Source organism: Kribbella sp. NPDC051952 (assembly GCF_040680855.1).
GTDB lineage: Bacteria > Actinomycetota > Actinomycetes > Propionibacteriales > Kribbellaceae > Kribbella.
Genome location: NZ_JBFAXQ010000012.1, coordinates 160,168 through 182,639, shown reverse-complemented (window position 1 = coordinate 182,639; position 22,472 = coordinate 160,168). Strand labels below are relative to the sequence as shown.

Genomic DNA, 22,472 nt, shown 5'->3' with positions numbered 1-22,472 from the left:
CTTGCGGGGTGCGACCTGAACTACATCGGTGTGATAAATAATTCTTCGGCCGGTCGCGGGGGTAGGAGCGATCGACCCCGGGGGCAAGAAGTTCCGGATCGTTACCAACCAGACGTCAGTCGATGACGTCTGTCTTTGTGCAAGCAACTCTGTTGGGGGAAGGACAAGGAAACATGGGCATTCTGCGTAAGCTCGGCGCTACTCTGACGGCCGCCGCGTTCGTGGGCGTCGGCGCATTCTCCGCCACCACGACGGCCGATGCCGTCGTGGCACCGAAGGTTGCGCCCCAGGCCGTGGTCGTGCCGCAGAAGGCGGCCGCGGCGACGACGTCCAGCGCGGTCGTCGGCAAGTACCGGCTCGACAAGCGGTGTCTCAGCAAGGGCCGCGTGCTCTGCATCAACAAGAAGACCCGCAAGCTGGTGTACGTCGTGAACGGCAAGGCGGTCCAGGTCGCCGACGCCCGGTTCGGTGCGCGCAAGACGCCGACCCGCAACGGCGTCTTCAAGGTCTACCGCAAGGACAAGAACCACGTGTCGTCGCTGTACCACTCGGCGATGCCGTACTCGATGTTCTTCAGCGGCGGCCAGGCGGTGCACTACTCCTCGGACTTCAAGGCCCGTGGGTACAACGGCGCGTCGCACGGCTGCGTGAACATCCGCGACAAGAAGAAGATCGCCTGGATCTTCGCCCGCATCAAGGTCGGCGACAAGGTCGTCGTCTACAGCGGCTGATTATCGGGGCTGGTCCAGCACCCGGCTGAACGCCTTGTAGAGCCGAGGTTCCACGAGGCAGAAGGTCGCACGCTCGACGGAGGTCGTCGTACGGAGCAACGTCCGTACGGCGACCTCTGCTGCTGACTGGGCCGGCCACCCGTAGATCCCGGCCGACACCGCGGGGAGGGTGAGCGTCTTGACCGCGAGCTCGTCCGCGATCCGCAATGCGTTGCGATAGCAGGACTCGAGCAGGGCCGGATCCCGTTGGCCCGCAAGGTAGTTCGGCCCGACCACGTGAATCACGTAGTCCGCCGGAAGCGCACCGGCCGTGGTCCAGACCGCCGTACCTGTTGGCGTTCCGTCCGGATAGCGCTCGATCAGCTCCCTGAGGATGTCCGGGCCACCGGCCCGATGGATCGCCCCATCCACCCCGCCACCGCCACGCAAGGCGTGATGCGCCGCGTTGACGATCGCTCCGGCCGGGACCGTGGTGATATCCGCGGTGCTCAAGATGATTTCCATCAGCTGGGGATCCAGTCCACGAGTGCGGCCGCGATCCCGGCCGCCGAATCCTCCGGCAGGAAGTGCGTACCGGCCACCGTCACCTCGCGTTGATTGGGCCAGGTCCGGCAGAGCTCGCGGAGCGGGCCGGTGAGCAGCGCACCTGGTTCGGCGTTGATGAAGAGCTTCGGGACGGGCGTGGTCGCCATCCAGGCGGCGTTCGCGGTCACGATGTCGTGCACGTCTGCCGGGGTCCCGTCGATGGGGATCTCACGCGCCCAGGTCAGCATCGGCCGCCTGGACTCGCCAGGCTTGGCGAAGGGTTCTCGGTAGGCGGCCAGCTCGTCGTCCGTGAGCTTGCGTTGGATACCGGAGGGCAGGACCGTCTCGACGAAGACGTTCTCGTCGAGCACCAACCGCTCGCCCTCGGGTCCACGGAGTTTGCGGAACAGTTCCGGCGCGGGCGCGTTCGGGCTGTCCCACGTCACCGGCGCGACCAGCGTCTCCAGGTAGGCGATCCCCCGGACGGACTCCGGATGCCTGCGAGCCCAGTCGATCGCGAGTACTCCGCCCCAGTCGTGGCCGACCAGGACGACATCACTGGTTAGTTCGAGCGCTTCGAAGAACGCGTCGACGTACCGCCGATGGTCGACGAACCGGTACCGCTCTGCCTCGCCTGCGGTCGACGGCCCGGAACGGCCCATCCCCACCAGGTCCGGCGCGATACACCTCGCGATTCGCGAGACCGGCTCGAGAACGTTGCGCCAGAGGTACGACGAGGTCGGATTGCCGTGCAGGAAGACCACCGGCGTACCGGTGCCGAGCTGGCGGCAGGCGAGCGGGGTGGTGGCCACGGGAGTCAGTATCCATCACGACTTGCTCACAAAGGGTGCACTGTGCGCTGTTGGCAACCTACGCTGAGGCGCCAACCAAAAGGCCAGTGAGGACGTCCTACGGGTGTACGGACGGGGTCTATCAGAAGGGTGTGTCCGATGCGTGGGTTGATCATTCGCAACCTGGTGACTGGATTGATCGCGAGCGCTGGAATTGTGGCACTCCTGGGTTCTGGAATGACCGCGACCGCGGCTCCGAGCAGTTCGTCGGATCTGAAGACGGTGCCGTTCGAGGTGAGCGGTGAGCTGCCGATCTACCCGAAGGCCCTGTGGAAGAACGGTTCCACCGGTGTGAACGTCCGCAAGGTCGAGGCTCGCCTGGTCCAGCTCAAGCTGCTGGAGAAGCGCTACCTGGACAACGAGTTCGGCACGATGACCCGGACCGCGGTGAAGAAGTTCCAGCAGTCCAAGGGCATTCCACAGCTCGGGTACGTCGACCAGAACACTCTGACCAAGCTCGCCGCGGTCACCCACGAGCCCACCCAGACCGAGCTCTACCCGCCGGCACCGGTGGTGGACGGCAAGAAGCTCGACCCGCGGTGCGCGACCGGCGTGGCGATGTGCATCGACAAGAGCACCCGCAAGCTGCGGTACGTCGTCGACGGCGTGGTGAAGATGCAGTTCGACGTACGGTTCGGCGCGGTGAAGACCGCGACCCGTGAGGGCAGCTTCACGGTCGGCTGGAAGAGCCGGAACCACGTCTCGAAGCTGTACGACTCGGCCATGCCGTACGCGATGTTCTTCAGCGGCGGCCAGGCGGTGCACTACTCGTCCGACTTCGCGGCGCGCGGTTACAACGGCGCCTCGCACGGCTGCGTGAACGTGCGGGACCTGTCGAAGATCAAGGTGCTCTTCGATCAGGTCAAGGTCGGCGACAAGGTGATCGTCTACCGCTCGTAGCTTCTACAGCGGGCGTGGACCCCGGCGGCGACGGATCCCCCAGCCGCCGCGGCCACGGCCGGATGCGGCGCGCAGAGCGGGACGAGCGTCGACCAAGTAGACGGCCGCGGCGACGATGCCGATCAGGCCGAAGAAGCTCAACCAGCCTTGGAAGAGCTGACTCAACGTGAAGACGACCAGGATCAGCACCCAGCCGGGCTTGGTCAGCTTGTCCGCCGCGACGAACACCGCGCGGGGCCGGAAGGCCGCGTCGAGCAGTGCGACCAGCTTGAGTCCGAGCAGCGCCCACCAGATGATCTCGAGCGGACCTGCGAACCCTGGGAAGAGGGTCGGGAAGGTGGCGAGTGGGAGCATGCCTTAGAGCCTAACCGACAGCCGGGCGGCCCACCTCTGCTCAGCCGCAGATGAGGGCCGCCCAGCCACAGGATTCAACCGGAAGTCGGACTGTCGTTACCGTCAGTCGCCGACCTTGTTGGCGGCCGTGCTCGCGGCCTTGCTCGCCGTCTTCGCGGTCTTGCGGGCGCTGGTAGCGGTCGCCTTGACGTTGCGGGTCGCGGTGTCGGCGGTCTTCTTCGCGGTGGTACGGGTCGCCTTCGCCTTGCTCACCGTGGTCTTGGCCTGGGCGACCAGGTCCTCGGTGGCCTTCTGGTGGCGGATCCGCTCGACCAGGTCCTTGCCGCGGCCGGCCAGGTCCTCGTAGGTCTCCTCGGCCTGACCGAGTACGACGGTGAAACCGGCCTGCGCGGTCTTCGGCAGCTCACGGAGCTTGGCCGGGGCGGTCATCGCGTCGGCGACGATCGCGTCGAAACGCTTGGTGAGCTCGGACTGGGCCTTGGTCAGCTCGGTCTGCAGCGTCTTCTGGTCCAGCTTGGCGAACCGGGCGGTGACGTCCTCGCTGACCGCGCGGAACTTCTCCACCGCGAGGTCGCCGGCGCCGGCGATCGCGTAGAACGGGGTGACAGGCGTACGGGTAGCCATCAGGCTTCTCCTCGGGATTTTCAGCAGGAAATACTTACGTGGTGCGATTGCATTACTTGGTCGTGCGTTTGCTTGCAGGGGTTTTCTTGGCCGCGGCCGCCGTCTTCTTCGACGTAGCGGTCTTCGGGGCCGGTCTGGCAGGAGCCGGCTCCTCGGCCTCGTCAGGGGACGTGTTCTCACGGACGAAGGACGAGTAAACGTCCAGCAGCACACGCTTCTGCCGCTCGTTCAGCGCGGGGTCGAGCAGGACGGCGTCGACCACGCCCGGGGCCTTCCGGCCGTCCGAGCTGTCATCCGGATCGAGGATGCCGGCCCGTATGTACAGAGTCTCCGCGGAGATCCGCAACGCCTTCGCGAGCTGCTGCAGCACATCGGCCGACGGTTTCCGCAGGCCACGCTCGATCTGGCTCAAATACGGGTTGGACACCCCGGCCAGGTCCGACAGTTGCCGCAACGACAACTGCGCCGTACGCCGCTGCTCGGCAAGGTACTCCCCAACGGAGCCCACCGCCCCAGCCGCACGATCACTCAACCTGGCCATACCCCAATACTGCTAGCAACCCGCTTGCAATTGCAAGCAAACCCACCGTGAGCCGCCTCACCCACTTAGTTGAGGGATGAAGGGAGTGCTAGCTGAAGGTGGTGGGGTGGGGTTGTACGGCGCCTACTTCGAGGCCTCCGCCGAGGAGGGGGAAGTGGAGGTGGTTCTCGATGGTTTCGTTGGTGATGCCGAGGTTTTGCAGGACCGCGGCCATGATCACCTTGCGAGGGCGGGCGGCGCCGTCTTCTAGCTTGAGAGCGATGCCGCGGCCGTCGGCCAGGCCCACGGCGTAGACCCCTTCGGCTCCGGCCTTGCAGAACAGACCCTCGGTGGCGCGCATCAGCTCGGCCTCGTCGCGCGTACTCCCGCTGGCGTACTCGGGGTACTCACGGAACGCACCAACGACCCGCGCTTCCAGCGACCCGGGGGCCGCGGCGGCGAAGAGGCCGAAGGAGCGGGCCAGGCCGGAGAGCGTGAGCGAGAAGATCGGCGCACCACAACCGTCCACAGCGATGTGGGAGACCTTCTCGCCGGCCGAGTCCTCGATCGCGGACCGGATCTGCTTCTGCAGTGGGTGATCCGGCGTCCGGTAGTCGTCGAGCGGCCAGTCGTTCAGCGTGCTGGTGAGGATCATCGCCGCATGCTTGCCGGAGCAGTTCATCGTGATCGGCTCCGGCCCGTGCCCCGCGCGTACCCACGAATCCCGCGCCTCGTCCATCAGCGGGTACTGCGCCGGAGTCCGCAGTACCGACTCCTCCAGACCAGCGAGCGCGAGGATCTCGCGCACACCGTCGAGGTGGATCTGCTCACCCGAATGCGACGCACCCGCCAGCGCGAGCAGCTTGCCGTCGAGGGCCAGCCCGTTGCGGAGCATGCCGAGGGCCTGCATCGGCTTGTTCGACGAGCGCGGGAACATCGGCTGGTCGACGACACCCGCCGACCACGCCACGCTGCCGTCGGGGTTCGTCACCACGACCGAGCCGCGGTGGTGGCCCTCGACGAAGCCGCTGCGGACGACGTCAGCCAGGATCACAGGTTCAGTCACGCCTGAACTGTACAGGTGCAAAAAGCAGTGTTACCAATGATCCGGCTCACAGCCGCGAGCGCACGTGCAGCCCCACCTCAGGGTCGACCAGCAGCTCCTGCGTCGCAGTCACCGTGGGCTGATCCTCGGCCACGACCTCGAGGCCGGCGTCCGCATCCACGTTCCGCTTCACCAGCGCCAACGCGATCGGACCGAGCTCGTGATGCCGCGCCGCCGACCCGATGAACCCGACCTGCTTCTCCCCCAGGCGTACGGCGTACCCGTGCGCCGGCAGGTGATCCACCGAACCGTCCAGAAGCAGCCGCACCAGCCGCCGCGGCGGACGGCCGAGGTTGTGCACCCGCGCGACCGTCTCCTGCCCGCGGTAGCAACCCTTGTCCAGATGTACGCCGACGCCCAGCCAGCCCACCTCGTTCGGGATCGCCCGCTCGTCCGTGTCCAGACCGAACCGCGGCGCTCCCGCCTCGATCCGCAGCGCCTCATACGCCCAGATCCCAGCGGCGGCACCTTCCAGCCCAGCCAGCTCCGCGCGCGGCAGGAAAACCTCATGCCCACCGAGCGAATCAGCACCGCTGCGAGTCAGATGCTCGTCGGTCGAGGCAGCGCCCGGCCGCCAGACGATCGCGTACTCGTCCGTCACCTCCGCGATCTCGACCCGCGACATGAACACCATCTTCTGCAGCCACTCGACCAGCGCCGCCGCCGCGCCCGGCTCGGTGTGCAGCCAGAACGTCACGCCGTCGTCGATGCCGTACATCACGTGCTCGATGTGCCCGGTCGGTGACAGCAGCAGCGCGGTCGTGGACGTGCCCGGCTTGAGGCCCTCGAAGTACTGCGAGGTGATCGCATGCAGCCAGGTCAGCCGGTCGGGGCCGGTGATCGTGACGACGTCGCGGTGCGACAGGTCGACGAACGCCTTACCCGCGACCAGGGCCCGTTGCTCGCGCAGATCCGACCCGTAGTGGGCGGCGACGCCGGCGTCGAGTCCGACCTCATTAGACAGCTCATCGCGTCCGGCGGCCTCGACCGCACCGGGCCGGTCCAGCAAGGGGCTACGCATCCGTGACATGTCACCAGAGTACGTCGAGTGGCGTACAGCGAACGCCTCCCGGTGTGGGATGTGGACACACCCCTTCCACGGCGACGCTGGAGCCATCACAAACCAGACGCTTCTCATAGCGGAAGGAAGGGGTACAGGCGATGAGCGACAAGCGATTCCGGTTCGGCGTGGTGGGCAGCCCGGCGAGCGGCGAGGCGTGGATCAAGACTGTCCGCCAGGCGGCGGACCTCGGGTACTCGACCGTACTGATGCCCGACGGGCTCCAGTTGCCGTCGCCGTTCCCCTCACTGGCGATGGCCGCCGCGGTCGCGGACATCCGGGTCGGCACGTTCGTGGCGGCGGCTCCGCTGCGGACCCCGCGGGCGACGGCGTGGGAGGCGCACACGCTGACTTTGCTGACTGATGGCCGGTTCGAGTTCGGTCTCGGCACTGGGCGGCCCGCGGTGGAGGAGCAGGTGAACGAGATCGGGCTGCACTTCGGGACTGCCAAGGAACGGCGTGACCAGGTGCGTGAGACGTTGGATCACCTGGTGAAGCTCGACGGAGAGCGTCGTACGCCGATCATGTTGGCGGCGGGTGGACCGCGGGCGCTGGCACTGGCTGCGGCCCGGGCCGACATCGTGTCGCTGGCCAAGGACGCGATGACGCCGCGCGCCGAGATCGCTCAGCTGGTCAAGGACCTGCGCGAGCTGGCTGGATCGCGGGCGGACGACATCGAGTTGGCGATGAACCTGTTCGCGGCTGGGACGCGCGAACTGCCGCCGTTCACCCAGCGCGCGGCCGGAGTGACGCCCGAGGAGCTCGAGGCGAGCGACTCCCTGATGCTGCTCCGCGGCACCACGCAGGAGATGGCCGACGAACTCCAACGCCGCCGCGACGACTTCGGCGTCTCCTACATCAGCGTCAACGCCCTCTTCCTCGAAGACCTCGCACCGGTCGTGGAGATGCTGAACGGGAAATAACACGGCACTGCCCGCCGGCTGTGGCTCGGCGGGCAGTGCTTGGAGGGCGGGAAGGTGGCTCAGTGGTCGGACGGGCGGCTCTCGACTGCCTGTGGCACGCCTGCTTCTGGTACGTCGCCGGCGTGGGTGTCGCCCGCGGCGAAGGCGGCCTCGTCAAAGGGATCCTCACCGGCGAAGACCTGATCGGCCTGTTCCTTGTTGAACTCGCCGACCCAGTGACCGACCAGGACGGTGGCAACCGCGTTACCGGCGAAGTTCGTCAGCGCCCGGGCCTCGGACATGAACCGGTCGATGCCGACGATCAGGCCGACGCCGTCGACCAGGTCCGGTCGGTGCGACTGGAGACCACCGGCCAGCGTGGCCAGGCCCGCGCCGGTGACCCCGGCGGCGCCCTTCGAGGCCACGATCATGAACAGCAGCAGGGAGATCTGCTGACCGATCGAGAACGGCTGATCCATCGCCTCGGCGATGAACAGTGACGCCATGGTCAGGTAGATAGCCGTCCCGTCCAGATTGAACGAGTAGCCGGTCGGGACGGTGATACCGACCACGGACTTGCCGACGCCGAGGTGTTCCATCTTCCCGATCAGCCGGGGCAGGGCGGTCTCCGACGACGAGCTGGACACGATCAGCAGGAACTCCCGGCCGAGATAGCGCAGCAGCTGGAAGATCGACATCCCGGTGACCACGCGAAGAATGGTGCCGAGGACAACTATCACGAAGATCAGGCAGGTGATGTAGAAGGCGAGCATGATCTTGCCGAGGCTGACCAGCGCGTCCCAGCCGGTCGCTCCGACCACGGTGGCGATCGCACCGAACGCACCGACCGGCGCCACCCACATCACCATCGACAGGATCTTGAAGACCAGCCGCTGGATGTGACCGATGCCGACCAGGACCGGCTGACCCTTCGAACCCATCGCCTGCAAGGCGAACCCGACCAGCAGCGCGACCAGGACGGTCTGCAACACCTCACCCTCGGTCAGCGAGGACAGCAGCGACTTCGGGATGATGCCGAGGATGAAGTCCGTCGTACTCTCGTGCGCACCCTCGGCCTGCTTCTGGCCGGCGTCGCGGAGCTTGTCGGTCAGGTTCAGGCCCGCGCCGGGCTGGACCAGGTTGCCGACCACCAGGCCGATCGCGAGGGCGACCGTCGACATCACCAGGAAGTAGACGAGCGCCAGACCGCCGACCTTGCCGACACTGGCGGCTTGGCGGACCGAGCCGATGCCGAGCACCAGGGTGCAGAAGATGATCGGGCTGATCAGCATCTTGATCAGGTTCACGAACCCGGTACCGAGCGGTTTCAGCTCGACCGCGAAGTCCGGGAACAGGAACCCGACACCGATGCCGAGCAGTACGGCGACGATGACGGCGATGTAGAGGAAGTGGGTCCGGTCGTTGCGGACCGGGGTCGGTCGGGGTTCGGTTGTGCTCGACATGGTGGGACTCCCTGTCAGCCGGGCGGGCGGCTCCGTTCGGGGGTGGGCCTTGGGTAACTGTGACGTGACGCACAGGAGAAGTGCGCATTTCGTTCATATCGTTCTCGGTGCAGACTGTGCGCATGACGCACCGGCCATGGGAGCTGCGCCGCCAGGTCCTCTGGCTGCAGACGATCACGGTCTCGGTGCTGATCCTGATGGTCTGTACCACTCTGGTCAGCCGGTCCCGGGCCCAGGCCGAGCGGGACGCCGCTGCCACCGGACTTCCGGTGCCTGGGTGGTGGGAGCTGATCCGGCTCGACCTCCGCTCGATGCTCGGCATCGCCAGCCTGATGCTCGGCGTCGCGATCGCCGGTAACGCGCTCGTCTCCTGGCGGGTCCGGCAGGCCACCCGCGGGATGGGTACCCAGTCGTTGGCCCGGATGCTCGACTTCTACGAAGGTGTCCTGCACGCCGCGCGGGAAGGCCTGATCCTGTTGGACGCGGACGGCCGCGTGCAGCTCGCGAACGACGAGGCACTGCAGTTGCTCGGTCTGCGTGAGGTGGTCCCCGGGACACCGATCGACGAGCTGCACCTCGGGTCGACGCTTGCGGAGTTGTTGCAGGCAGGGAGAACGGCGTACGACGAACTGCATCTCGGCGCGCAGGGGGTTGTGGTCGTGAACCAGCAGCCGGCGCGGTCCGGGTGGATCGTGACGCTGCGGGACCACACCCAGCTGCAGCGGTTGCTTGGCGAACTGGACGCCGTACGTAGTCTGGCCGAGTCGCTGCAGGCGCAGAACCATGAGGCGTCCAATCGCCTGCACACGGTTGTGAGTCTGATCGAGATCGGTCGGCCGGAGCGGGCGCGGGAGTTCGCGGTGTCGGAGTTGCAGTTCGCGCAGGCGATGACCGATCGAGTGGTCGGGACGGTCGGGGATCCAGTACTCGCATCGTTGCTGTTGGCAAAGCTTTCGCAGGCGCAGGAGCGGGGCGTCGTGCTGACACTGGAGCTTGGCCAGGAGGCCTTGAATACAAGGCTTTCGGCGCAGGACGTCGTGACGGTTGTCGGCAACCTGCTCGACAATGCGATCGAGGCGGCGCGGGGCGGATCGGCACCCCGGCGGGTTGAGCTGCGGGCTGCTACTACGCCGGATGCGATTGATCTGATCGTGACGAACACGGGTGCTGAGCTGGGAGCGGCTGAGTTGGCGCACATGTTCGACCGCGGCTGGAGTACGAAGGCTGAGCCGGGGCATGGACTTGGGCTCGTGCTCGTGCGGAGCACGGTTGAGCGGTGGCAAGGGACGTTGATGGTCGATCCGGATTCCGAGCTGGACGACGTACCGGCGTTGACCGTCCGGGTCCGGCTGCCGCGAGCGGTGAGCGCCAGTGCCTGATCTGCGCGTGCTCGTCGTCGAGGACGACCCAGTCGCCGCGGAGGCGCATCGCACGTACGTCGAACGTTTGCCAGGCTTCACGTGTCTCGGTGTGGCGGGTACGGCGGCTCGCGCGTTGCAGGTGCTCGCCCGCGGGGAGGTGGACGTCGTACTGCTGGATATGCATCTGCCGGATGGGCACGGGCTTGATGTGGTGCGACGGATGCGGGCCTTGGGCAACCAGACTGATGTGGTCGCGGTGACGTCGGCCCGGGAGGTCGCGGCGGTGCAGGCAGCGGCGCGGATTGGGGTTGTCCAGTATGTCCTGAAACCCTTCGCGTTCGAGACGTTGCGGGACCGATTGACGGCGTACGCACGGCAACGGCGGGCAGCCTCGTTGGGTGAGGTCGTTGCGGATCAGGACGAGGTCGATCGATTGTTGCATCCGGCAACCGTCTCGTCGGTGCCCAAGGGATTGGCCGGATCCGTCCTCGACCGCGTCGTACAACTCCTCGGCGACCGCGAGGGCTGGACGGCCGAAGAGGTCGCTACGTCGTTGGGCACATCGCGGATCACAGCGCGCCGTTACCTGGAACATCTGGCCGACCAAGGCCAAGCCCTACGCACCCAGCGCTACGACGGCCGCAGCGGCCGCCCGAAAGTCGAGTACTCCTGGGTTGCGGAGAGTTAGGCCCGCACGAGCGTTGCCCACAGGTGGGGCTGGAGCGGCTGGCCCTCGGCGGCCATGTCGTAGGCCCAGAGGAGCTCGCCGTTGACGAGGCCGTAGAGGCGGTGGCCGGCGGTGACTTCCTTGGCGCTGACGGTGCGGGCGACCACGTCGGTCTGGAGCTCGATCTTCGCGCCGTCGATCTCGCCGTACCAGATCTCGGCGAAGCCGGTCGGGTGGGCGAGGATGACCTCGACCTTGTTGTCGGGCCGCGGGCGCCAGAAGCCGGTCTCGACCGCGAGCGGGCGCTCCTTCGTGCCGTCCTCGCCGACCACGAAGGTCTGGCTGACGTAGTGCAGGTACGGCTTGCCGTTGTGGCTGAAGTCGATCTGCTGACCGAACTCGAACTTCTCGATCGTCGGGTAGTCCCCGTGACCGCGGCCCTCCCAACGACCGAGCAGCCACGCGAGCGGCATCAGGTCGGGGTGCAGGTCCTGCGGGATCTCGAACGCCATCTCGATCACTCAGCTCGCACTGCGGCCGCGGTACAGCCGGTAGACGACGAACGCCGAGAACCAGCCCATGAACACACAGACCAGGACCAGCAGCGTGGTGAAGATGACGTGCAGCACGCTCGTCAGTCTAGAGGACGGTCGCAGGGGTTTCGGCTACCGTGGCGTGATGTCCCGCACGCTGGTGATCAAACTGACCGCAGGCGCCGACGAACCCGAGCGCGCCAACCAGGCTTTCACCGTCGCCGCCACCGCGGTCGCCGCGGGTGCTTCGGTCTCCCTCTGGCTGACCGGTGAGGCAGTGTGGTTCGCCGTACCCGGTCGGGCCGAGGCCTTCGAACTGCCGCATGCGGCGCCGCTTGCAGACCTCGTGGGCGCGATCCTGGAGGGTGGTCAGCTGACGGTCTGCACGCAGTGCGCCAAGCGCCGCGACCTGGCCGAGGCCGACATCCTGCCTGGCACCCGCATCGCGGGCGCGCCTGCGTTCACCGAGGAGATCCTGGCCGACAACGCCCAGGCGATCGTGTACTGACCGCCTGGGCGCCCCGGCTACTTCTCCCGGCTCATCCCGGGGCCGCCGCTTTCCTGGCCACCCCTGCCACCCGGCGTCTGCTGCTGTTGCTGGCGTTGCAGGTGGGTGCGCGACCCGTCCTGTGCGGCGCCGCCGCTGCCCACTCCTGCGGGCTCCGGCGCCCGGACCGAGTTCATCGGTTCAACTCCGGCGCCGACTTGGTGCTGCAGGTGCTCCGCGGCCTCGGGCGAGATCTCCTTGGGCTGCCCGCTGGTCCGGTTCTGACCTTGCTGGCCGTTGGCCTGCGCGCTCCTCGCCTCGGCAATCGCCGAATCCTCCGCCGGCGGACCCACCGTCACGGCCTGCAGTTGACCATCCCGACTCCCGGCCGCCTCAGCAGCCGGCTCCTCGCGCGGCGCTTCCGGGCCGTCCGGCTGAATCACGCCGTCGGTCATCGTCGCGCCCTGCTCGAACTCCTGCCCCTGCAAGTCCGCCCCAACAGCCGGCAGGTCCTGCCCCTGCGCGTCAGCTTCAGCAGCCGGCGAGTCCAGATCCGCGGAATCCGCCTCCGGCGAGTCCAGATCCTGGGAGTCCGCCTCCGCCGGGTCCTGACCCAACGCATCGGCCTCAGCCGCCGCCGACTCCTGCTGAAGGTCTCCACCGGGTCCATCCACCTCAGCCGCCGGTGAATCCTGCTGGAGGTCTGCACCGGGTGCATCCGCCTCAGCGGCCGGTGAATCCAGCGCCGGATCACGCGGAGCCTCCGCGCCAACAGGCTCGATGACGCCGTTCTCGTTCATGGCGGACTCTTGCTGGAAGTCCTGCTCAGGCTCGGCGGCACCCGCTTCGGCGACCGGCGACTCCTGCTGGACGTCCCCACCAAGCGCATCGGCTTCGGCGGCCGGCGAATCCAGCGCCGGATCACGCGGAGCCTCAGCGCCAACAGGCTCGATGACGCCGTTCTCGTTCATTGCGGACTCCTGCTGGAAGTCCTCACCCCGCGCGTCCACCTCAGCAGCCGCCGGATCCTGACCCAGCGCATCCGCCTCAGCAGCCGTCTCCTGGTCGCGAAGGGCGTCAGCCTGCTGGTCTTCGGCGATCTCGTCGGCTACCTCATCGGCGACAATTGCGGTCCCGGCTGCGGCCGCCACCTCCGGACCGACGCCTTGCCCCTGCTGCTCGGCGCGCTGGGCATCCTCGCGCTCCTTCTGCTTGCGATTCGCCTCCGCCTGGAGCTCGGCCTCAGCCTGCCGTTCGCGAGCCTCGACCGCGTCGTCCTGGCCGTCGTTGTCCAGATCGTGCGCGTCTGCGTTCTCGGCGGCGACCCGATCACGTTCCTCGATCGAGTCGTCGCGGTTGTTGTGATTGACATCGTTGGGGTCCACGCCGAGCTCGTCCCGGAGGCGGGCGTTCTCCGCCTGCCGGTCCGCGACTTCCTGACGCAGCTGTTCGATCCGCTGCTGAGCGGCGCGCTCGATCTGGGCGGACCGCTCACGTGGATCCGGCTCCGCCTCCCGCATCCGTCGGTCGAGCTCCGGGTCTGCCTGCTGGATGTTGTTGAACTCCTCGAGCATCCGGCGGACGAGCTGCGCGTTACTGACCGCCGCATTGCCGTTCCTCGCGCCACGCTGCATCAGACGTCGCGACACGTTGATCAGCCAACGTGCTTTGCTGAACAGCTCTTCCAGCAACTCGTCTTCGAGTGCCATCAAGCCACCTCGCTCGCATAGACGGAATACCCGAAGCCGGCCTGTTCGATCTCCGGCCCGGGTTGAGTCGCATACAGGTGATACTCGGCGCCCGGCCGTAGCCAGACAGCCAGGTGACGCCGGCGCCCGCGCCATTCCAGCGGAACCCGCGGATCCGAGCCCGGACCGACGAAGACCGGCGCACCCCAGAACTTCCGGGCCAGCTGCAACTGCTCCGGCCAGTGCTCGTCCAGGCCCTCTTCAGCCTGGGCCACCTCGGACGGCGCGATCTCGTACGCCGACCACCCACTGCGCGGGCTCTCCGGCAGCACGGCGTCCGGCAGCACCAGCATCACGGTCTCGCGCGGGGTGACGAGGCCCCAGGTATAGCGGCTGGGATCGATGTTGCCGGGCGCCCACGGCTGCCATCCGGTCACGGTCGTGACCCGGGACACCAGCGCCCGGATCGCTTCCAGCCCGGTCGCCGGCGGTCCCCAGATCGAGGTCCAGTCGGAGACGTCGGCCAGGTCCGCCATCGCGCGCTCGTCATCGTCGGACGACCGCTCCTGCGTTTTCACCCGGCACGCTCCTCTCCTCAGTCCGCCCAGCCTAATCCCCCACCGGTTCCACCACCGCTGGAATGACGCGCGCCTGTGGATAACGGATCCCTCCGGTACGCCGTTCGCGAGCAGTAACCGGTGAACGGCGTACCAACGGCGCCAGCTGGGTTGTAGTGGAAACATGCTGCGTTCGATTGCACAGCGGGTCCCGCCGCCGCCGACCGAGAAGTCGTTCCGGTCGCCGCTGCACCATCCGCGGGTCGCGACGGTGATCGGACGCTGGCTCGCTCTCGCAGTGGTGATCTGCTTCCTGACCGGCCTGTTCAGCCACCTCCAGCAGGCCACCCCGGGCTGGCTGGTCATCCCGAGCCGGCCGGCTTCGCTGTACCGCGTGACTCAGGGGCTGCACGTGCTCAGCGGCACGATCGCCGTACCGTTGCTGCTGGCAAAATTGTGGACGGTCTATCCCAAGCTGTTCGCCAAGCCACCGTGGCCGCCGAGCCGGGAGGCGCTCGCCACCATCCTCGAGCGGCTCTCGATCCTCGTGCTCGTCTCGGCGATGGCGCTCGAGCTGTTCACCGGGTTCCTCAACACCGTGCAGTGGTATCCGTGGCCGTTCCCGTTCAAGCAGACCCACTACGCGCTGGCCTGGATCATCATCGGCGCACTGTGCGTCCACCTCGCGGTCAAACTCCCGCTGATCCTGGCCCACTGGCGACGTACGCCGTCCGACCGCTCGCAGGCCGCCGGCTCATTGCCGCCGGCAATCACTGGACTCACCCGGCGCGGCCTGTTCAGGACGGTGGCCGGCGCCGCGACCCTGGTCGGGATCACGTCGGTCGGCCAGTCGGTGCCCGCACTCGGCCCGGTCGCCGTCCTCGCGCCGCGGAAGCCGAACGTCGGCCCGCAAGGCCTGCCGATCAACCGTACGGCGAAAGACGCCGGCGTCACCGGGATAGACGCGGACTGGCGCTTCACGATCAAGGGCCCACAGCAACTGTCGTACTCACTGGACGAGCTGCGGCAACTTCCGCAGAGCCGCTCCGAACTGCCGATCGCCTGCGTCGAGGGGTGGAGTCAGGGCGCTCGGTGGGAAGGCGTCCGGATCCGCGACCTGCTGCGGCTCTGTGGTGCGACGAAGGACTCCAGCGTGCGGGTCGTCTCGATGGAGAAGGGTGGTTTCTACGCCACGAGTGAGCTTCCGCCGGAGTTCGCCCATGATCCGCTCACGCTGCTGGCTCTGCGGCTGAACGGCGACGAACTGGCCCTCGACCACGGCTTCCCGGCCCGCATCATCGCGCCCAACCGGCCCGGCGTACTGCAGACCAAATGGGTCCATCGGCTGGAGGTCATCTCGTGAAGGCACGGATTGCCCTCGGCGCGGTCGGCGTAGGCCTCGGACTCTGGGGATTGTGGCTGCTGGTCGACGCCCTGGAGGTGCCGGCGTTGATCCGGTTGCCGATCTGGCTCGGTGGTGCGGTGCTGGCGGACGACTTCTTCCTCGTCCCGCTGACGGTCAGCATCGGGTGGCTGGTCACGCGCTGGTCGATCGGTCCCGACCGGCACCGGACGGTCGGCGCCGTACGGACGACCTTGTTGTACGTCGGTCTCACCACGCTGATCGCGATCCCGCTGCTCCTGCGGCAGGGCAAGGGGGTCAACCCGACCGTCCTGCCGCGGGACTACCTCCACGACTGGTTATTGCTTGAGGCAACGATCGTCGTGGTCGGTGCGGTGGTGTTCTTCGTTCAGCGGTCGCGTTTCACGTTCAGGAGGTCGCGGGCCTCGTCCGGGGACATCGGCGGGCGCTGAACCAGCGTCGCGAGGGTGGCGGCGCGCTCGACCAGTTCGGCGTTGTGGGTGACCGGGTGACCCTTCGCGAGGGTGAGCGTGTCCTCCATCCCGACGCGCAGATTTCCGCCCTTGGAGAGTGCGGCCAGCGCGACCGGGAGCGCCGTACGCCCGATGCCTGTTGCGGACCACGAGGTCACGGCGTCGGGCAGGGCGTTGACGGCTGCGACGAGGGCGTCCGCCGTACCGGGCATGCCGCCGGGGACGCCCATGACCAGGTCACAGTGGACGCGTCCGCCGTACGGGAGGCCGAACTTGTCGAGCAGGCGGTGCAGCGCCGCCACGTGGCCGAGGTCGAACAGCTCGAACTCCGGCACGATCTCGCGCTCCTGCGTGAGCTGGTAGAGCTGAGTGACGAACGGCCACGGGTTCATGAAGACGTCGTCGCCGAAGTTGACCGTGCCCATCGTGAGTGAGCAGGAGTCGGGGGCGGCGTCGAGGACGCGGAGGCGGTGGTCGTACGGGTCGGTCACGGCGCCGCCGGTGGACAGCTGCACGATCAGCGCGGTGTTGGACCGGATCGCGGCGACCGTGTCGGTCAGGCGACCGAGGTCGAGCGTCGGCTGGTGCTCGCCGTCGCGGATGTGGATGTGGATCATCGCGGCCCCCGCGGCCTCGCAGCGCTTCGCGGTCTCGACCAGCTCCTCGAGCGTGGTCGGCAGCGCCGGACAGTCCGCCTTCGCGGTCTCGGCACCGGTGGGGGCAACAGTGATCAGAGTCGACGCCATGGACGAATCCTGCCAGATCATGGTCCCGGACGAGATATTTGCCGGTCGCCGGGTCCGATCACCGGACGATCTCCGGCGCGGCAGGATGTCACCATGAGAGCCGTCGTACAGCGAGTCAGCCAGGCATCGGTCACCGTCGAGGGCGAGGTGGTCGGTGCGATCGACGGTCCCGGCCTGCTCGTCCTCCTCGGCGTGACCCACGACGACACCCCCGAGAAGGCCGCCGCCCTCGCCGCGAAGATCTGGACCCTGCGCATCCTCCACGACGAACGCTCCGCCGCCGACGAACAGGCCCCGATCCTCGCGATCAGCCAGTTCACCCTGTACGCCGACACCCGCAAAGGCCGCCGCCCCTCCTGGAACGCCGCCGCCCCCGCCCCCATCTCCGAACCCCTCTACAACTCTTTCTGCACCGCCCTGGAATCCCAAGGCGCCAAGGTCGCCCGAGGCATCTTCGGCGCCCACATGAACGTCACCCTCACCAACGACGGCCCAGTCACCCTGATCCTCGACGCCTGACCGGGGGTGCGGACCTCCCGCACTCACCAAGCCGGCTCAGCAGGCCCGCCACCCGCCTGGACTGCGCCCTGGACGGCAGCCGCCGGGCACTTACTGAGTGCGGCACGTCCACCCCCAACAAGAACCAGCCCCCGGATCCGCTTGGGATCCGGGGGCTGGGGTGTTTCAGATCTGGGTCGGTGAGGTTCGACTCAGAGGGGTGTTGCTGGTGTCAGCTGACGACGCCGGCGGCCGAGTGGCCGACGATGACCTTGGTGTTCAGGCTGTAGACGTCGATCACGAGCGCGTTCACCGAGATGTAGCGCTTCTGCCGCAGGACCTGGTTGAAGGTCAGACGGGCGATGCCCGGGATCTCGAGCGTCTTGTTCTCGCCGACCGCGACCGGGTAGGTCTTGTTGCCGACCTTGATCGAGGCGATGCTCGAGGACGAGCTCACGCCGCCCTTGCCGTCCTTGGTCTTCCACGCGGAAGCGGAGGACTCGATGGCGCCGATGGACAGGTTGCCCACCTTCACGCCCGCGACGTGCGAGGTGAAGTTGATGTAGGACTTGTTCGCGCCGATGGCGCCGTTCTTGGTGGTGTAGACACCGCCGACGTACGCGACCTTCGGGATGTTCACCTCGCCGACCGCAACCCGGACCGTCTTGCCCTCAGTACCCTGGCAGGTGGTCTGAAGCGACGTCGGGCCGGAGACGACCAGCTTGTCGGCGTTGGCCTTGGTGCCGTACGCGTCACCGATCACCAGCGCGGTGGCCGGCTTGGAGATCTCCGCGCGGGTCTTCAGCACCGCGACGTCGACGCCCTCGGGAATGTAGGCGTTCTTCACGTTGGCGTGAATCACGACCGCCTGCGCGTACGAGTAGATGCCGGAGCTGGTCTTCACGCCACCGACACGGTTCAGCACGATGTAGCCGAGGCCCGGAACGGCGACCTTGGTGTTCCACTTCGGCTTGATCAGCGACGGCACCGAGATGGCGCCGATCTTGACGCCGGCGAACGTGGTGTTGCCGGTGTAGGACAGCTTGCCCTTGTAGTACTTCGCCGTGGTGGTGGTCTTCACACCGGTCAGCGTGAGCAGGTTGCCGACCTTGATGTCGACGGCGGACGCGTTGCTGGTGACGCCGGTGCCGCTCTTGTTGTTGAACGCATGCGTGTCGGTCCGCACGGTGCGGGCGATCGCCTGGTTGTTCACGTTCGCGGTTGCGACGTCGTTCTTGTCGGCCTTGGTCGAGTCCGTGGTGCAGCCGAACTTGCTCATGACCTGCGGGCCGCTGTTCGCCAGGCCCGTCTCAACGTCGGTTCCGTACGAGTAACCGCTGTAGCCGAAGACCGGCGAGGCGGACGCAGAACCCGAAGTCAGCGCGATCGTAGAAGCCACGCCGACAACCGCCGCAACTCCGACGGCAGCGAGCTTCTTGTATCCGATGCGGGGTCGCATTGACCCCTCCTCCCTGAGTGATGACGTGACCCGCGTCGCGGGTCAGGACACAGACACAACTCAGGCGGTTGCGGTAGGTAACGAGAAGAATGCACTCCGAGACAGAACCGTTACATTGTTGCTCGATCCCCGGGATTCCGGCGTACACCCGTAACTCGGATGCGATGACCCGAAAACCCTGCCCGGTCAGCGATTCCGGGCATGCCAAAGGGCCCGGACGCGCAAGGTCCGGGCCCCTGGGGTCTTGCTTCAGGGTGGGCCGCCCCGGGTAGGGACGACACCATCAGTAACGAACGACGAGTCAGACGGTGACGGCCACTTCGGCAACTTCGCCGTACTGGGCAACGACCTGACGGTCGACCGGGTCGGCCTTCGGCGCCAGCGTGCGCAGCGTCCAGCTGCCCGGCGCCGCGAAGAACCGGAAGTGCCCGGTCGCCGACGTCGGCACCTCGGCGGTGAACTCACCGGTCGAGTCCAGCAGCCGCACGTACGCGCCGCCGACCGGCTCCTCGCCGCGCAGCACCTGGCCCTGGATCACGGCTTCCTTGTCGACGTCGACACCCTTGAGGTCGAGGCCGCCCTGCTTGGCTCCGCACATGGTTCAGGCCTTCCCGGGCTCGTCGCCGAGGGCAACGGGTACGCCGACCAGCGAACCCCACTCGGTCCACGATCCGTCGTAGTTCTTCACGTTCGCCTGGCCGAGGATCTCGTGCAGCACGAACCAGCTGTGCGCCGAGCGCTCGCCGATCCGGCAGTACGCGATGGTGTCCTTGCCGAAGTCCACGCCGGCGTCGGCGTACAGCGTCTTCAGTTCGTCGTCGGCGCGGAAGGTGCCGTCGTCGTTGGCCGCCTTGCTCCACGGGATGCTGACGGCGGTCGGGATGTGACCCGCACGCTGCGCCTGCTCCTGCGGGAGGTGGGCCGGGGCGAGCAGCCGGCCGGCGTACTCGTCGGGGCTGCGTACGTCGACCAGGTTCTTCACGCCGATGGCCTCGTTGACCTCGTCGCGGAAGGCGCGGATCTCCAGGTTCGGCTCCTTCGCCTGGTACTCGGTCGCCTCGCGCTTGACCACCTCGTCGGTGAGCTCGCGGCTGTCCAGCTCCCAGCGCTTGCGGCCGCCGTCGAGCAGGCGGACGTCACCGTGGCCGTAGAGCTTGAAGTACCAGTACGCGTACGCCGCGAACCAGTTGTTGTTGCCGCCGTACAGCACGACCGTGTCGTCGTTCTTCACGCCACGCTCGGACAGCAGCGCACTGAACTGCTCCTGGTTGACGAAGTCGCGCCGGACCGCGTCCTGCAGGTCGTCCTTCCAGTCCAGCTTGATCGCACCGGCGATGTGGCCGGCGTCGTACGCCGAGACGTCTTCGTCGACCTCGATCAGGACGACACCGGCGTCGTTCTTGTGCTCCTCGACCCAGTCGGCCGAGACGAGCGCGGATTCCCTGCTCATGTGTGCTGCCTCTCAGTTGGTAGCTGCGTGGGTGTCACGCGATGGCGTACGGATGCGGTGGATCAGCAGATAGGCCTCGCAACCGAGGCAGAGCCCGACGGCCGCGTTCACGAATGCCGCGACCAGGGCGAATCCGGTGGCGACCACGCCCAGGACGGTCGCGTCGGCCAGGTACCCGATCAGGCCGATGACTGCGAAGACCAGGCCGACCAGCTGCGCGAACCGCGGTGGGGCCGCGTCCTCGAGCTCCTTGGGCGGACCCAGCCGGGGCCGGATCAGCCGCTTGAACAACTGCCCGTACGGCGATGCCTGGACGCCGAACGCGACCGAGATCGCGAACACCACGGCTTGCACCGCGAGCGGCCAGGGATTGTTCAGTACGAGCGTCAACGCCAGGACGACCGTGGTAACCGCGGCGGCGAATCGAAGTCCGCGCGGATCGACCTTCTTCGCCGTCTGTTGTTCGGACATGACGACTCCCGGAGGAGAGGAGTTCGAGCCGGACCCGCCCGGGTCTGCGGGGAGACGACGTACGCGAAACCGTGCTCAGCGACCGGTTTCGCAGCGCTCGGGACGCCGCCTGGTCAGCGGCGTCGACACAGCGACGAGCGCATCCGGCAGTTGTCCACTGCCCTGCGCTTGGTCAGCCACGTCGTGTAAGCCACGCATCGAGAGTACGGAAACCCGGCCCCGCTGCCAGCCGTGGTCCCATTTACTGAGACAACTGATCAGATTGCGGACAGTTAGGAGACCCGGACCACGTTCGTGCCGGCCACCTTGTCGTGCAGGGCCTGCTTCTTGTCGTCCCAGAGCGGCCAGAGGTAGTTGATCAGAGCAAGGAAGCCGAAGAGCGTCCCGACCAGTGGGATCGACCCCAGCAGGCCGAGCGCGATCTCGAAGCCGTACCGCTTGGCCACCGCCGACCCGGGCGGGTTGCCCGGCACGTCCCGCAGCCGGACCTTGATCCCGAGCGCCATCTTCCCCAGGGTCGCGCCCTTCTTGGTCAGGAAGAGGTACTCGTACACGAACGACACCAGCATCCCGAGCAGGATGGCCGGGATCATCCACTTGTAGGCCTCGGACGGCAGCTCGAACGTGCTCGGCGGCTGCTCACCGGCACTCGCGCGGTCCATCGTGTCCCGCATGTAGTCCCAGATCACCTGGAAGTACTGGTAGTAGAAGTAGCCGGTGAGCGGCAGGCCGATGATGCCCACGATGATCGAGTCGAGCACGCGGGCCCAGACCCGGCGCCACCAGCCCGACAGCGGCTGGCCGTCCGGGGTGGTGTGCACCTTCTGGCCGGGATAGCCGTACCCCTGCGGGGGGTACCCCTGCTGCCCGTGCGGCGGGTAGCCCTGCTGGCTTGGCTGCTGCTGGTAGGGAGCCTGCTGCTGCGGCTGGCCGGTGTATTGGCCGTACTGCGTCGGTCCGGCCCGGCCACCGCCGTACACCTGACCGTGCTGCGCGGTCTGGCCGAACTGGCCCTGGTGCGGCGGTGGGCCCTGCTGGGGGCGGCGCTGATCCGTCCAGGTGCTCCCGTCCCAGTAGCGCTGCTGGGTCCGGTCCTGGGGGTCGTCGTACCAACCAGCTGGAAAGCTCACTGGGAGAGTCTCGCTTACGCACCGGTGCATTCGCCATCCGGTGGCACGTACCGGACGCGTGTCAGTTGGGCTGGCGCTCGATCGCAGTGGCGAGAGCGGCGATCACATCGGGCTTGCGCGGCGCACCGCTGGCCCGCTTCACGATCGCACCGGTGCTGTCGAGCACCAGCGTCGTCGGCGTCCGCAGAATGTCGAGGCGCCGGACCAGCTCCAGATGCGACTCCGCATCGAGCTCCACATGCCGTACGCCGTCAACCATGCCCTCGACCTCGGCCAGCGTCCGCCGAGTGGCACGGCAGGGGGCGCAGAACGCCGACGAGAACTGCAGCAAGGTGGCCCGCTCTCCGAGCTCCGCACCGACCTCGGCCGCCGACACCCGCTCCACGTTCTCGACCTTCCCCCGGAATCGCCCGTCGACCCACGCTTTGAGCGCACTGAGCACCACACCGGCGACTACCGCGCCGATCAGGACCCAGATGCCCAAGCTCACAGTTATCCACAGTACGACCGGGAGTTGACTATTCAACTGCGTGTTTCAGTCCTCGGACGGGAGA

Annotated in this window: 27 protein-coding genes; 9 read left to right on the top strand and 18 right to left on the bottom strand. The window is 67.4% G+C overall.

Going from position 1 to position 22,472, the window contains the following annotated elements; translation table 11 throughout:
* Window positions 1-173 precede the first annotated feature (173 nt).
* Window positions 174-731, top strand: coding sequence for a L,D-transpeptidase (locus AB0L70_RS23050; protein WP_363687295.1), 558 nt, complete (start codon window positions 174-176; stop codon window positions 729-731).
* Here AB0L70_RS23050 and AB0L70_RS23045 read toward each other — a convergent pair whose 3' ends face one another.
* Both AB0L70_RS23045 and AB0L70_RS23040 read right to left on the bottom strand, forming a co-directional pair.
* Window positions 732-1,235 (bottom strand): macro domain-containing protein, encoded by a 504-nt coding sequence (locus tag AB0L70_RS23045; RefSeq protein WP_363687293.1) that lies wholly within the window; start codon window positions 1,233-1,235, stop codon window positions 732-734.
* On the bottom strand, window positions 1,235-2,068 hold the full coding sequence (locus AB0L70_RS23040; RefSeq protein ID WP_363687291.1) for a haloalkane dehalogenase: 834 nt from the start codon (window positions 2,066-2,068) through the stop codon (window positions 1,235-1,237). Before AB0L70_RS23040 ends, AB0L70_RS23045 begins: the two co-directional genes overlap by 1 nt.
* Window positions 2,069-2,206: 138 nt before the next feature.
* On the opposite strand from AB0L70_RS23040, the gene AB0L70_RS23035 reads away from it, so the two are divergent.
* Window positions 2,207-3,007 (top strand): L,D-transpeptidase family protein, encoded by an 801-nt coding sequence (locus tag AB0L70_RS23035; protein ID WP_363687289.1) that lies wholly within the window; start codon window positions 2,207-2,209, stop codon window positions 3,005-3,007.
* Between the two features lie 3 nt (window positions 3,008-3,010).
* Here AB0L70_RS23035 and AB0L70_RS23030 read toward each other — a convergent pair whose 3' ends face one another.
* From AB0L70_RS23030 to AB0L70_RS23010, 5 genes are all read right to left on the bottom strand, one after another.
* Window positions 3,011-3,361 (bottom strand): DUF2516 family protein, encoded by a 351-nt coding sequence (locus tag AB0L70_RS23030; protein WP_363687287.1) that lies wholly within the window; start codon window positions 3,359-3,361, stop codon window positions 3,011-3,013.
* A gap of 102 nt (window positions 3,362-3,463) precedes the next feature.
* Complete coding sequence (locus AB0L70_RS23025) at window positions 3,464-3,985, bottom strand: hypothetical protein (protein ID WP_363687285.1); 522 nt, start codon at window positions 3,983-3,985, stop codon at window positions 3,464-3,466.
* A 52-nt stretch (window positions 3,986-4,037) separates the two neighbouring features.
* Window positions 4,038-4,526: a helix-turn-helix transcriptional regulator gene (locus AB0L70_RS23020; RefSeq protein ID WP_363687283.1), complete on the bottom strand. Its 489-nt coding sequence runs from the start codon at window positions 4,524-4,526 to the stop codon at window positions 4,038-4,040.
* Between the two features lie 88 nt (window positions 4,527-4,614).
* Window positions 4,615-5,571 carry an asparaginase gene (locus tag AB0L70_RS23015; RefSeq protein WP_363687281.1) on the bottom strand — a complete coding sequence of 319 codons (957 nt, stop codon included), beginning with the start codon at window positions 5,569-5,571 and terminating at the stop codon, window positions 4,615-4,617.
* A gap of 46 nt (window positions 5,572-5,617) precedes the next feature.
* Complete coding sequence (locus AB0L70_RS23010; protein ID WP_363687279.1) at window positions 5,618-6,640, bottom strand: glycine cleavage T C-terminal barrel domain-containing protein; 1,023 nt, start codon at window positions 6,638-6,640, stop codon at window positions 5,618-5,620.
* Between the two features lie 131 nt (window positions 6,641-6,771).
* Between AB0L70_RS23010 and AB0L70_RS23005 the strand changes: the two genes are divergently transcribed.
* Window positions 6,772-7,593, top strand: coding sequence for an LLM class flavin-dependent oxidoreductase (locus AB0L70_RS23005; protein WP_363687277.1), 822 nt, complete (start codon window positions 6,772-6,774; stop codon window positions 7,591-7,593).
* Window positions 7,594-7,652: 59 nt separating this feature from the next.
* Here the strand turns inward: AB0L70_RS23005 and AB0L70_RS23000 are convergent, their stop codons facing one another.
* On the bottom strand, window positions 7,653-9,035 hold the full coding sequence (locus tag AB0L70_RS23000) for a cation:dicarboxylase symporter family transporter (protein WP_363687275.1): 1,383 nt from the start codon (window positions 9,033-9,035) through the stop codon (window positions 7,653-7,655).
* 122 nt (window positions 9,036-9,157) lie between these two features.
* Between AB0L70_RS23000 and AB0L70_RS22995 the strand changes: the two genes are divergently transcribed.
* Together AB0L70_RS22995 and AB0L70_RS22990 are read left to right on the top strand one after the other, a co-directional pair.
* A complete protein-coding gene (locus AB0L70_RS22995) occupies window positions 9,158-10,414 on the top strand; it encodes an ATP-binding protein (protein WP_363687273.1) in 1,257 nt (418 codons plus the stop codon).
* A complete protein-coding gene (locus AB0L70_RS22990; protein ID WP_363687271.1) occupies window positions 10,407-11,084 on the top strand; it encodes a response regulator in 678 nt (225 codons plus the stop codon). Before AB0L70_RS22995 ends, AB0L70_RS22990 begins: the two co-directional genes overlap by 8 nt.
* Here AB0L70_RS22990 and AB0L70_RS22985 read toward each other — a convergent pair.
* The gene (locus tag AB0L70_RS22985; protein ID WP_363687269.1) at window positions 11,081-11,575 is read right to left on the bottom strand and encodes an FABP family protein; all 495 of its coding nucleotides are present in this window, start codon (window positions 11,573-11,575) and stop codon (window positions 11,081-11,083) included. The genes AB0L70_RS22990 and AB0L70_RS22985 overlap by 4 nt on opposite strands.
* Window positions 11,576-11,741: 166 nt before the next feature.
* On the opposite strand from AB0L70_RS22985, the gene AB0L70_RS22980 reads away from it, so the two are divergent.
* Window positions 11,742-12,104 carry a DsrE family protein gene (locus AB0L70_RS22980; RefSeq protein WP_363687267.1) on the top strand — a complete coding sequence of 121 codons (363 nt, stop codon included), beginning with the start codon at window positions 11,742-11,744 and terminating at the stop codon, window positions 12,102-12,104.
* Window positions 12,105-12,121: 17 nt separating this feature from the next.
* On the opposite strand, the gene AB0L70_RS22975 is transcribed toward AB0L70_RS22980, so the two are convergent.
* A complete protein-coding gene (locus tag AB0L70_RS22975) occupies window positions 12,122-13,792 on the bottom strand; it encodes a hypothetical protein (RefSeq protein ID WP_363687265.1) in 1,671 nt (556 codons plus the stop codon).
* Entirely contained in the window at window positions 13,792-14,349 is a 558-nt protein-coding gene (locus AB0L70_RS22970; RefSeq protein ID WP_363687263.1) for a hypothetical protein, read from the bottom strand. The genes AB0L70_RS22975 and AB0L70_RS22970 overlap by 1 nt, the downstream gene beginning before the upstream one ends.
* Window positions 14,350-14,512: 163 nt before the next feature.
* Here AB0L70_RS22970 and AB0L70_RS22965 point away from each other — a divergent pair, with 163 nt between their 5' ends.
* Both AB0L70_RS22965 and AB0L70_RS22960 read left to right on the top strand, forming a co-directional pair.
* Window positions 14,513-15,691, top strand: a complete 1,179-nt coding sequence (locus AB0L70_RS22965) for a molybdopterin-dependent oxidoreductase (protein WP_363687261.1) — start codon at window positions 14,513-14,515, stop codon at window positions 15,689-15,691.
* Window positions 15,688-16,143, top strand: coding sequence for a hypothetical protein (locus AB0L70_RS22960; RefSeq protein WP_363687259.1), 456 nt, complete (start codon window positions 15,688-15,690; stop codon window positions 16,141-16,143). Before AB0L70_RS22965 ends, AB0L70_RS22960 begins: the two co-directional genes overlap by 4 nt.
* Here the strand turns inward: AB0L70_RS22960 and AB0L70_RS22955 are convergent.
* The gene (locus AB0L70_RS22955; RefSeq protein WP_363687257.1) at window positions 16,080-16,910 is read right to left on the bottom strand and encodes a 3-keto-5-aminohexanoate cleavage protein; all 831 of its coding nucleotides are present in this window, start codon (window positions 16,908-16,910) and stop codon (window positions 16,080-16,082) included. The genes AB0L70_RS22960 and AB0L70_RS22955 overlap by 64 nt on opposite strands.
* Before the next feature lie 93 nt (window positions 16,911-17,003).
* Between AB0L70_RS22955 and dtd the strand changes: the two genes are divergently transcribed.
* Window positions 17,004-17,429, top strand: a complete 426-nt coding sequence (gene dtd / locus AB0L70_RS22950; protein WP_363687255.1) for a D-aminoacyl-tRNA deacylase — start codon at window positions 17,004-17,006, stop codon at window positions 17,427-17,429.
* Between the two features lie 211 nt (window positions 17,430-17,640).
* Here dtd and AB0L70_RS22945 read toward each other — a convergent pair whose 3' ends face one another.
* The 6 genes from AB0L70_RS22945 to AB0L70_RS22920 form a co-directional block, all read right to left on the bottom strand.
* The gene (locus tag AB0L70_RS22945; protein ID WP_363687253.1) at window positions 17,641-18,867 is read right to left on the bottom strand and encodes a choice-of-anchor P family protein; all 1,227 of its coding nucleotides are present in this window, start codon (window positions 18,865-18,867) and stop codon (window positions 17,641-17,643) included.
* A 301-nt stretch (window positions 18,868-19,168) separates the two neighbouring features.
* Window positions 19,169-19,465 (bottom strand): DUF1416 domain-containing protein, encoded by a 297-nt coding sequence (locus tag AB0L70_RS22940; protein ID WP_131294190.1) that lies wholly within the window; start codon window positions 19,463-19,465, stop codon window positions 19,169-19,171.
* A 3-nt stretch (window positions 19,466-19,468) separates the two neighbouring features.
* Window positions 19,469-20,317 (bottom strand): sulfurtransferase, encoded by an 849-nt coding sequence (locus AB0L70_RS22935; protein WP_363687250.1) that lies wholly within the window; start codon window positions 20,315-20,317, stop codon window positions 19,469-19,471.
* A 12-nt stretch (window positions 20,318-20,329) separates the two neighbouring features.
* The gene (locus AB0L70_RS22930) at window positions 20,330-20,788 is read right to left on the bottom strand and encodes a DUF4395 domain-containing protein (RefSeq protein WP_363687248.1); all 459 of its coding nucleotides are present in this window, start codon (window positions 20,786-20,788) and stop codon (window positions 20,330-20,332) included.
* Between the two features lie 272 nt (window positions 20,789-21,060).
* A complete protein-coding gene (locus tag AB0L70_RS22925) occupies window positions 21,061-21,918 on the bottom strand; it encodes an RDD family protein (RefSeq protein WP_363687246.1) in 858 nt (285 codons plus the stop codon).
* A gap of 61 nt (window positions 21,919-21,979) precedes the next feature.
* On the bottom strand, window positions 21,980-22,408 hold the full coding sequence (locus tag AB0L70_RS22920) for a thioredoxin family protein (RefSeq protein WP_363687244.1): 429 nt from the start codon (window positions 22,406-22,408) through the stop codon (window positions 21,980-21,982).
* Window positions 22,409-22,472: the final 64 nt, after the last annotated feature.

Excerpts from the sequence above, each read along its gene's own strand:
- AB0L70_RS23035 (WP_363687289.1), top strand. The coding sequence starts at position 2,207 with ATGCGTGGGTTGATCATTCGCAACCTGGTGACTGGATTGATCGCGAGC.
- AB0L70_RS22980 (WP_363687267.1), top strand. The coding sequence starts at position 11,742 with ATGTCCCGCACGCTGGTGATCAAACTGACCGCAGGCGCCGACGAACCC.
- AB0L70_RS22945 (WP_363687253.1), bottom strand. The coding sequence starts at position 18,867 with ATGCGACCCCGCATCGGATACAAGAAGCTCGCTGCCGTCGGAGTTGCG.
- AB0L70_RS23020 (WP_363687283.1), bottom strand. The coding sequence starts at position 4,526 with ATGGCCAGGTTGAGTGATCGTGCGGCTGGGGCGGTGGGCTCCGTTGGG.
- AB0L70_RS23045 (WP_363687293.1), bottom strand. The coding sequence starts at position 1,235 with ATGGAAATCATCTTGAGCACCGCGGATATCACCACGGTCCCGGCCGGA.
- AB0L70_RS22975 (WP_363687265.1), bottom strand. The coding sequence starts at position 13,792 with ATGGCACTCGAAGACGAGTTGCTGGAAGAGCTGTTCAGCAAAGCACGT.
- AB0L70_RS22995 (WP_363687273.1), top strand. The coding sequence starts at position 9,158 with ATGACGCACCGGCCATGGGAGCTGCGCCGCCAGGTCCTCTGGCTGCAG.
- AB0L70_RS23030 (WP_363687287.1), bottom strand. The coding sequence starts at position 3,361 with ATGCTCCCACTCGCCACCTTCCCGACCCTCTTCCCAGGGTTCGCAGGT.
- AB0L70_RS23025 (WP_363687285.1), bottom strand. The coding sequence starts at position 3,985 with ATGGCTACCCGTACGCCTGTCACCCCGTTCTACGCGATCGCCGGCGCC.
- AB0L70_RS22930 (WP_363687248.1), bottom strand. The coding sequence starts at position 20,788 with ATGTCCGAACAACAGACGGCGAAGAAGGTCGATCCGCGCGGACTTCGA.
- AB0L70_RS22985 (WP_363687269.1), bottom strand. The coding sequence starts at position 11,575 with ATGGCGTTCGAGATCCCGCAGGACCTGCACCCCGACCTGATGCCGCTC.
- AB0L70_RS22940 (WP_131294190.1), bottom strand. The coding sequence starts at position 19,465 with ATGTGCGGAGCCAAGCAGGGCGGCCTCGACCTCAAGGGTGTCGACGTC.
- AB0L70_RS23005 (WP_363687277.1), top strand. The coding sequence starts at position 6,772 with ATGAGCGACAAGCGATTCCGGTTCGGCGTGGTGGGCAGCCCGGCGAGC.
- AB0L70_RS22955 (WP_363687257.1), bottom strand. The coding sequence starts at position 16,910 with ATGGCGTCGACTCTGATCACTGTTGCCCCCACCGGTGCCGAGACCGCG.
- AB0L70_RS23000 (WP_363687275.1), bottom strand. The coding sequence starts at position 9,035 with ATGTCGAGCACAACCGAACCCCGACCGACCCCGGTCCGCAACGACCGG.
- AB0L70_RS23010 (WP_363687279.1), bottom strand. The coding sequence starts at position 6,640 with ATGTCACGGATGCGTAGCCCCTTGCTGGACCGGCCCGGTGCGGTCGAG.
- AB0L70_RS23050 (WP_363687295.1), top strand. The coding sequence starts at position 174 with ATGGGCATTCTGCGTAAGCTCGGCGCTACTCTGACGGCCGCCGCGTTC.
- AB0L70_RS22965 (WP_363687261.1), top strand. The coding sequence starts at position 14,513 with ATGCTGCGTTCGATTGCACAGCGGGTCCCGCCGCCGCCGACCGAGAAG.
- AB0L70_RS22935 (WP_363687250.1), bottom strand. The coding sequence starts at position 20,317 with ATGAGCAGGGAATCCGCGCTCGTCTCGGCCGACTGGGTCGAGGAGCAC.
- dtd (WP_363687255.1), top strand. The coding sequence starts at position 17,004 with ATGAGAGCCGTCGTACAGCGAGTCAGCCAGGCATCGGTCACCGTCGAG.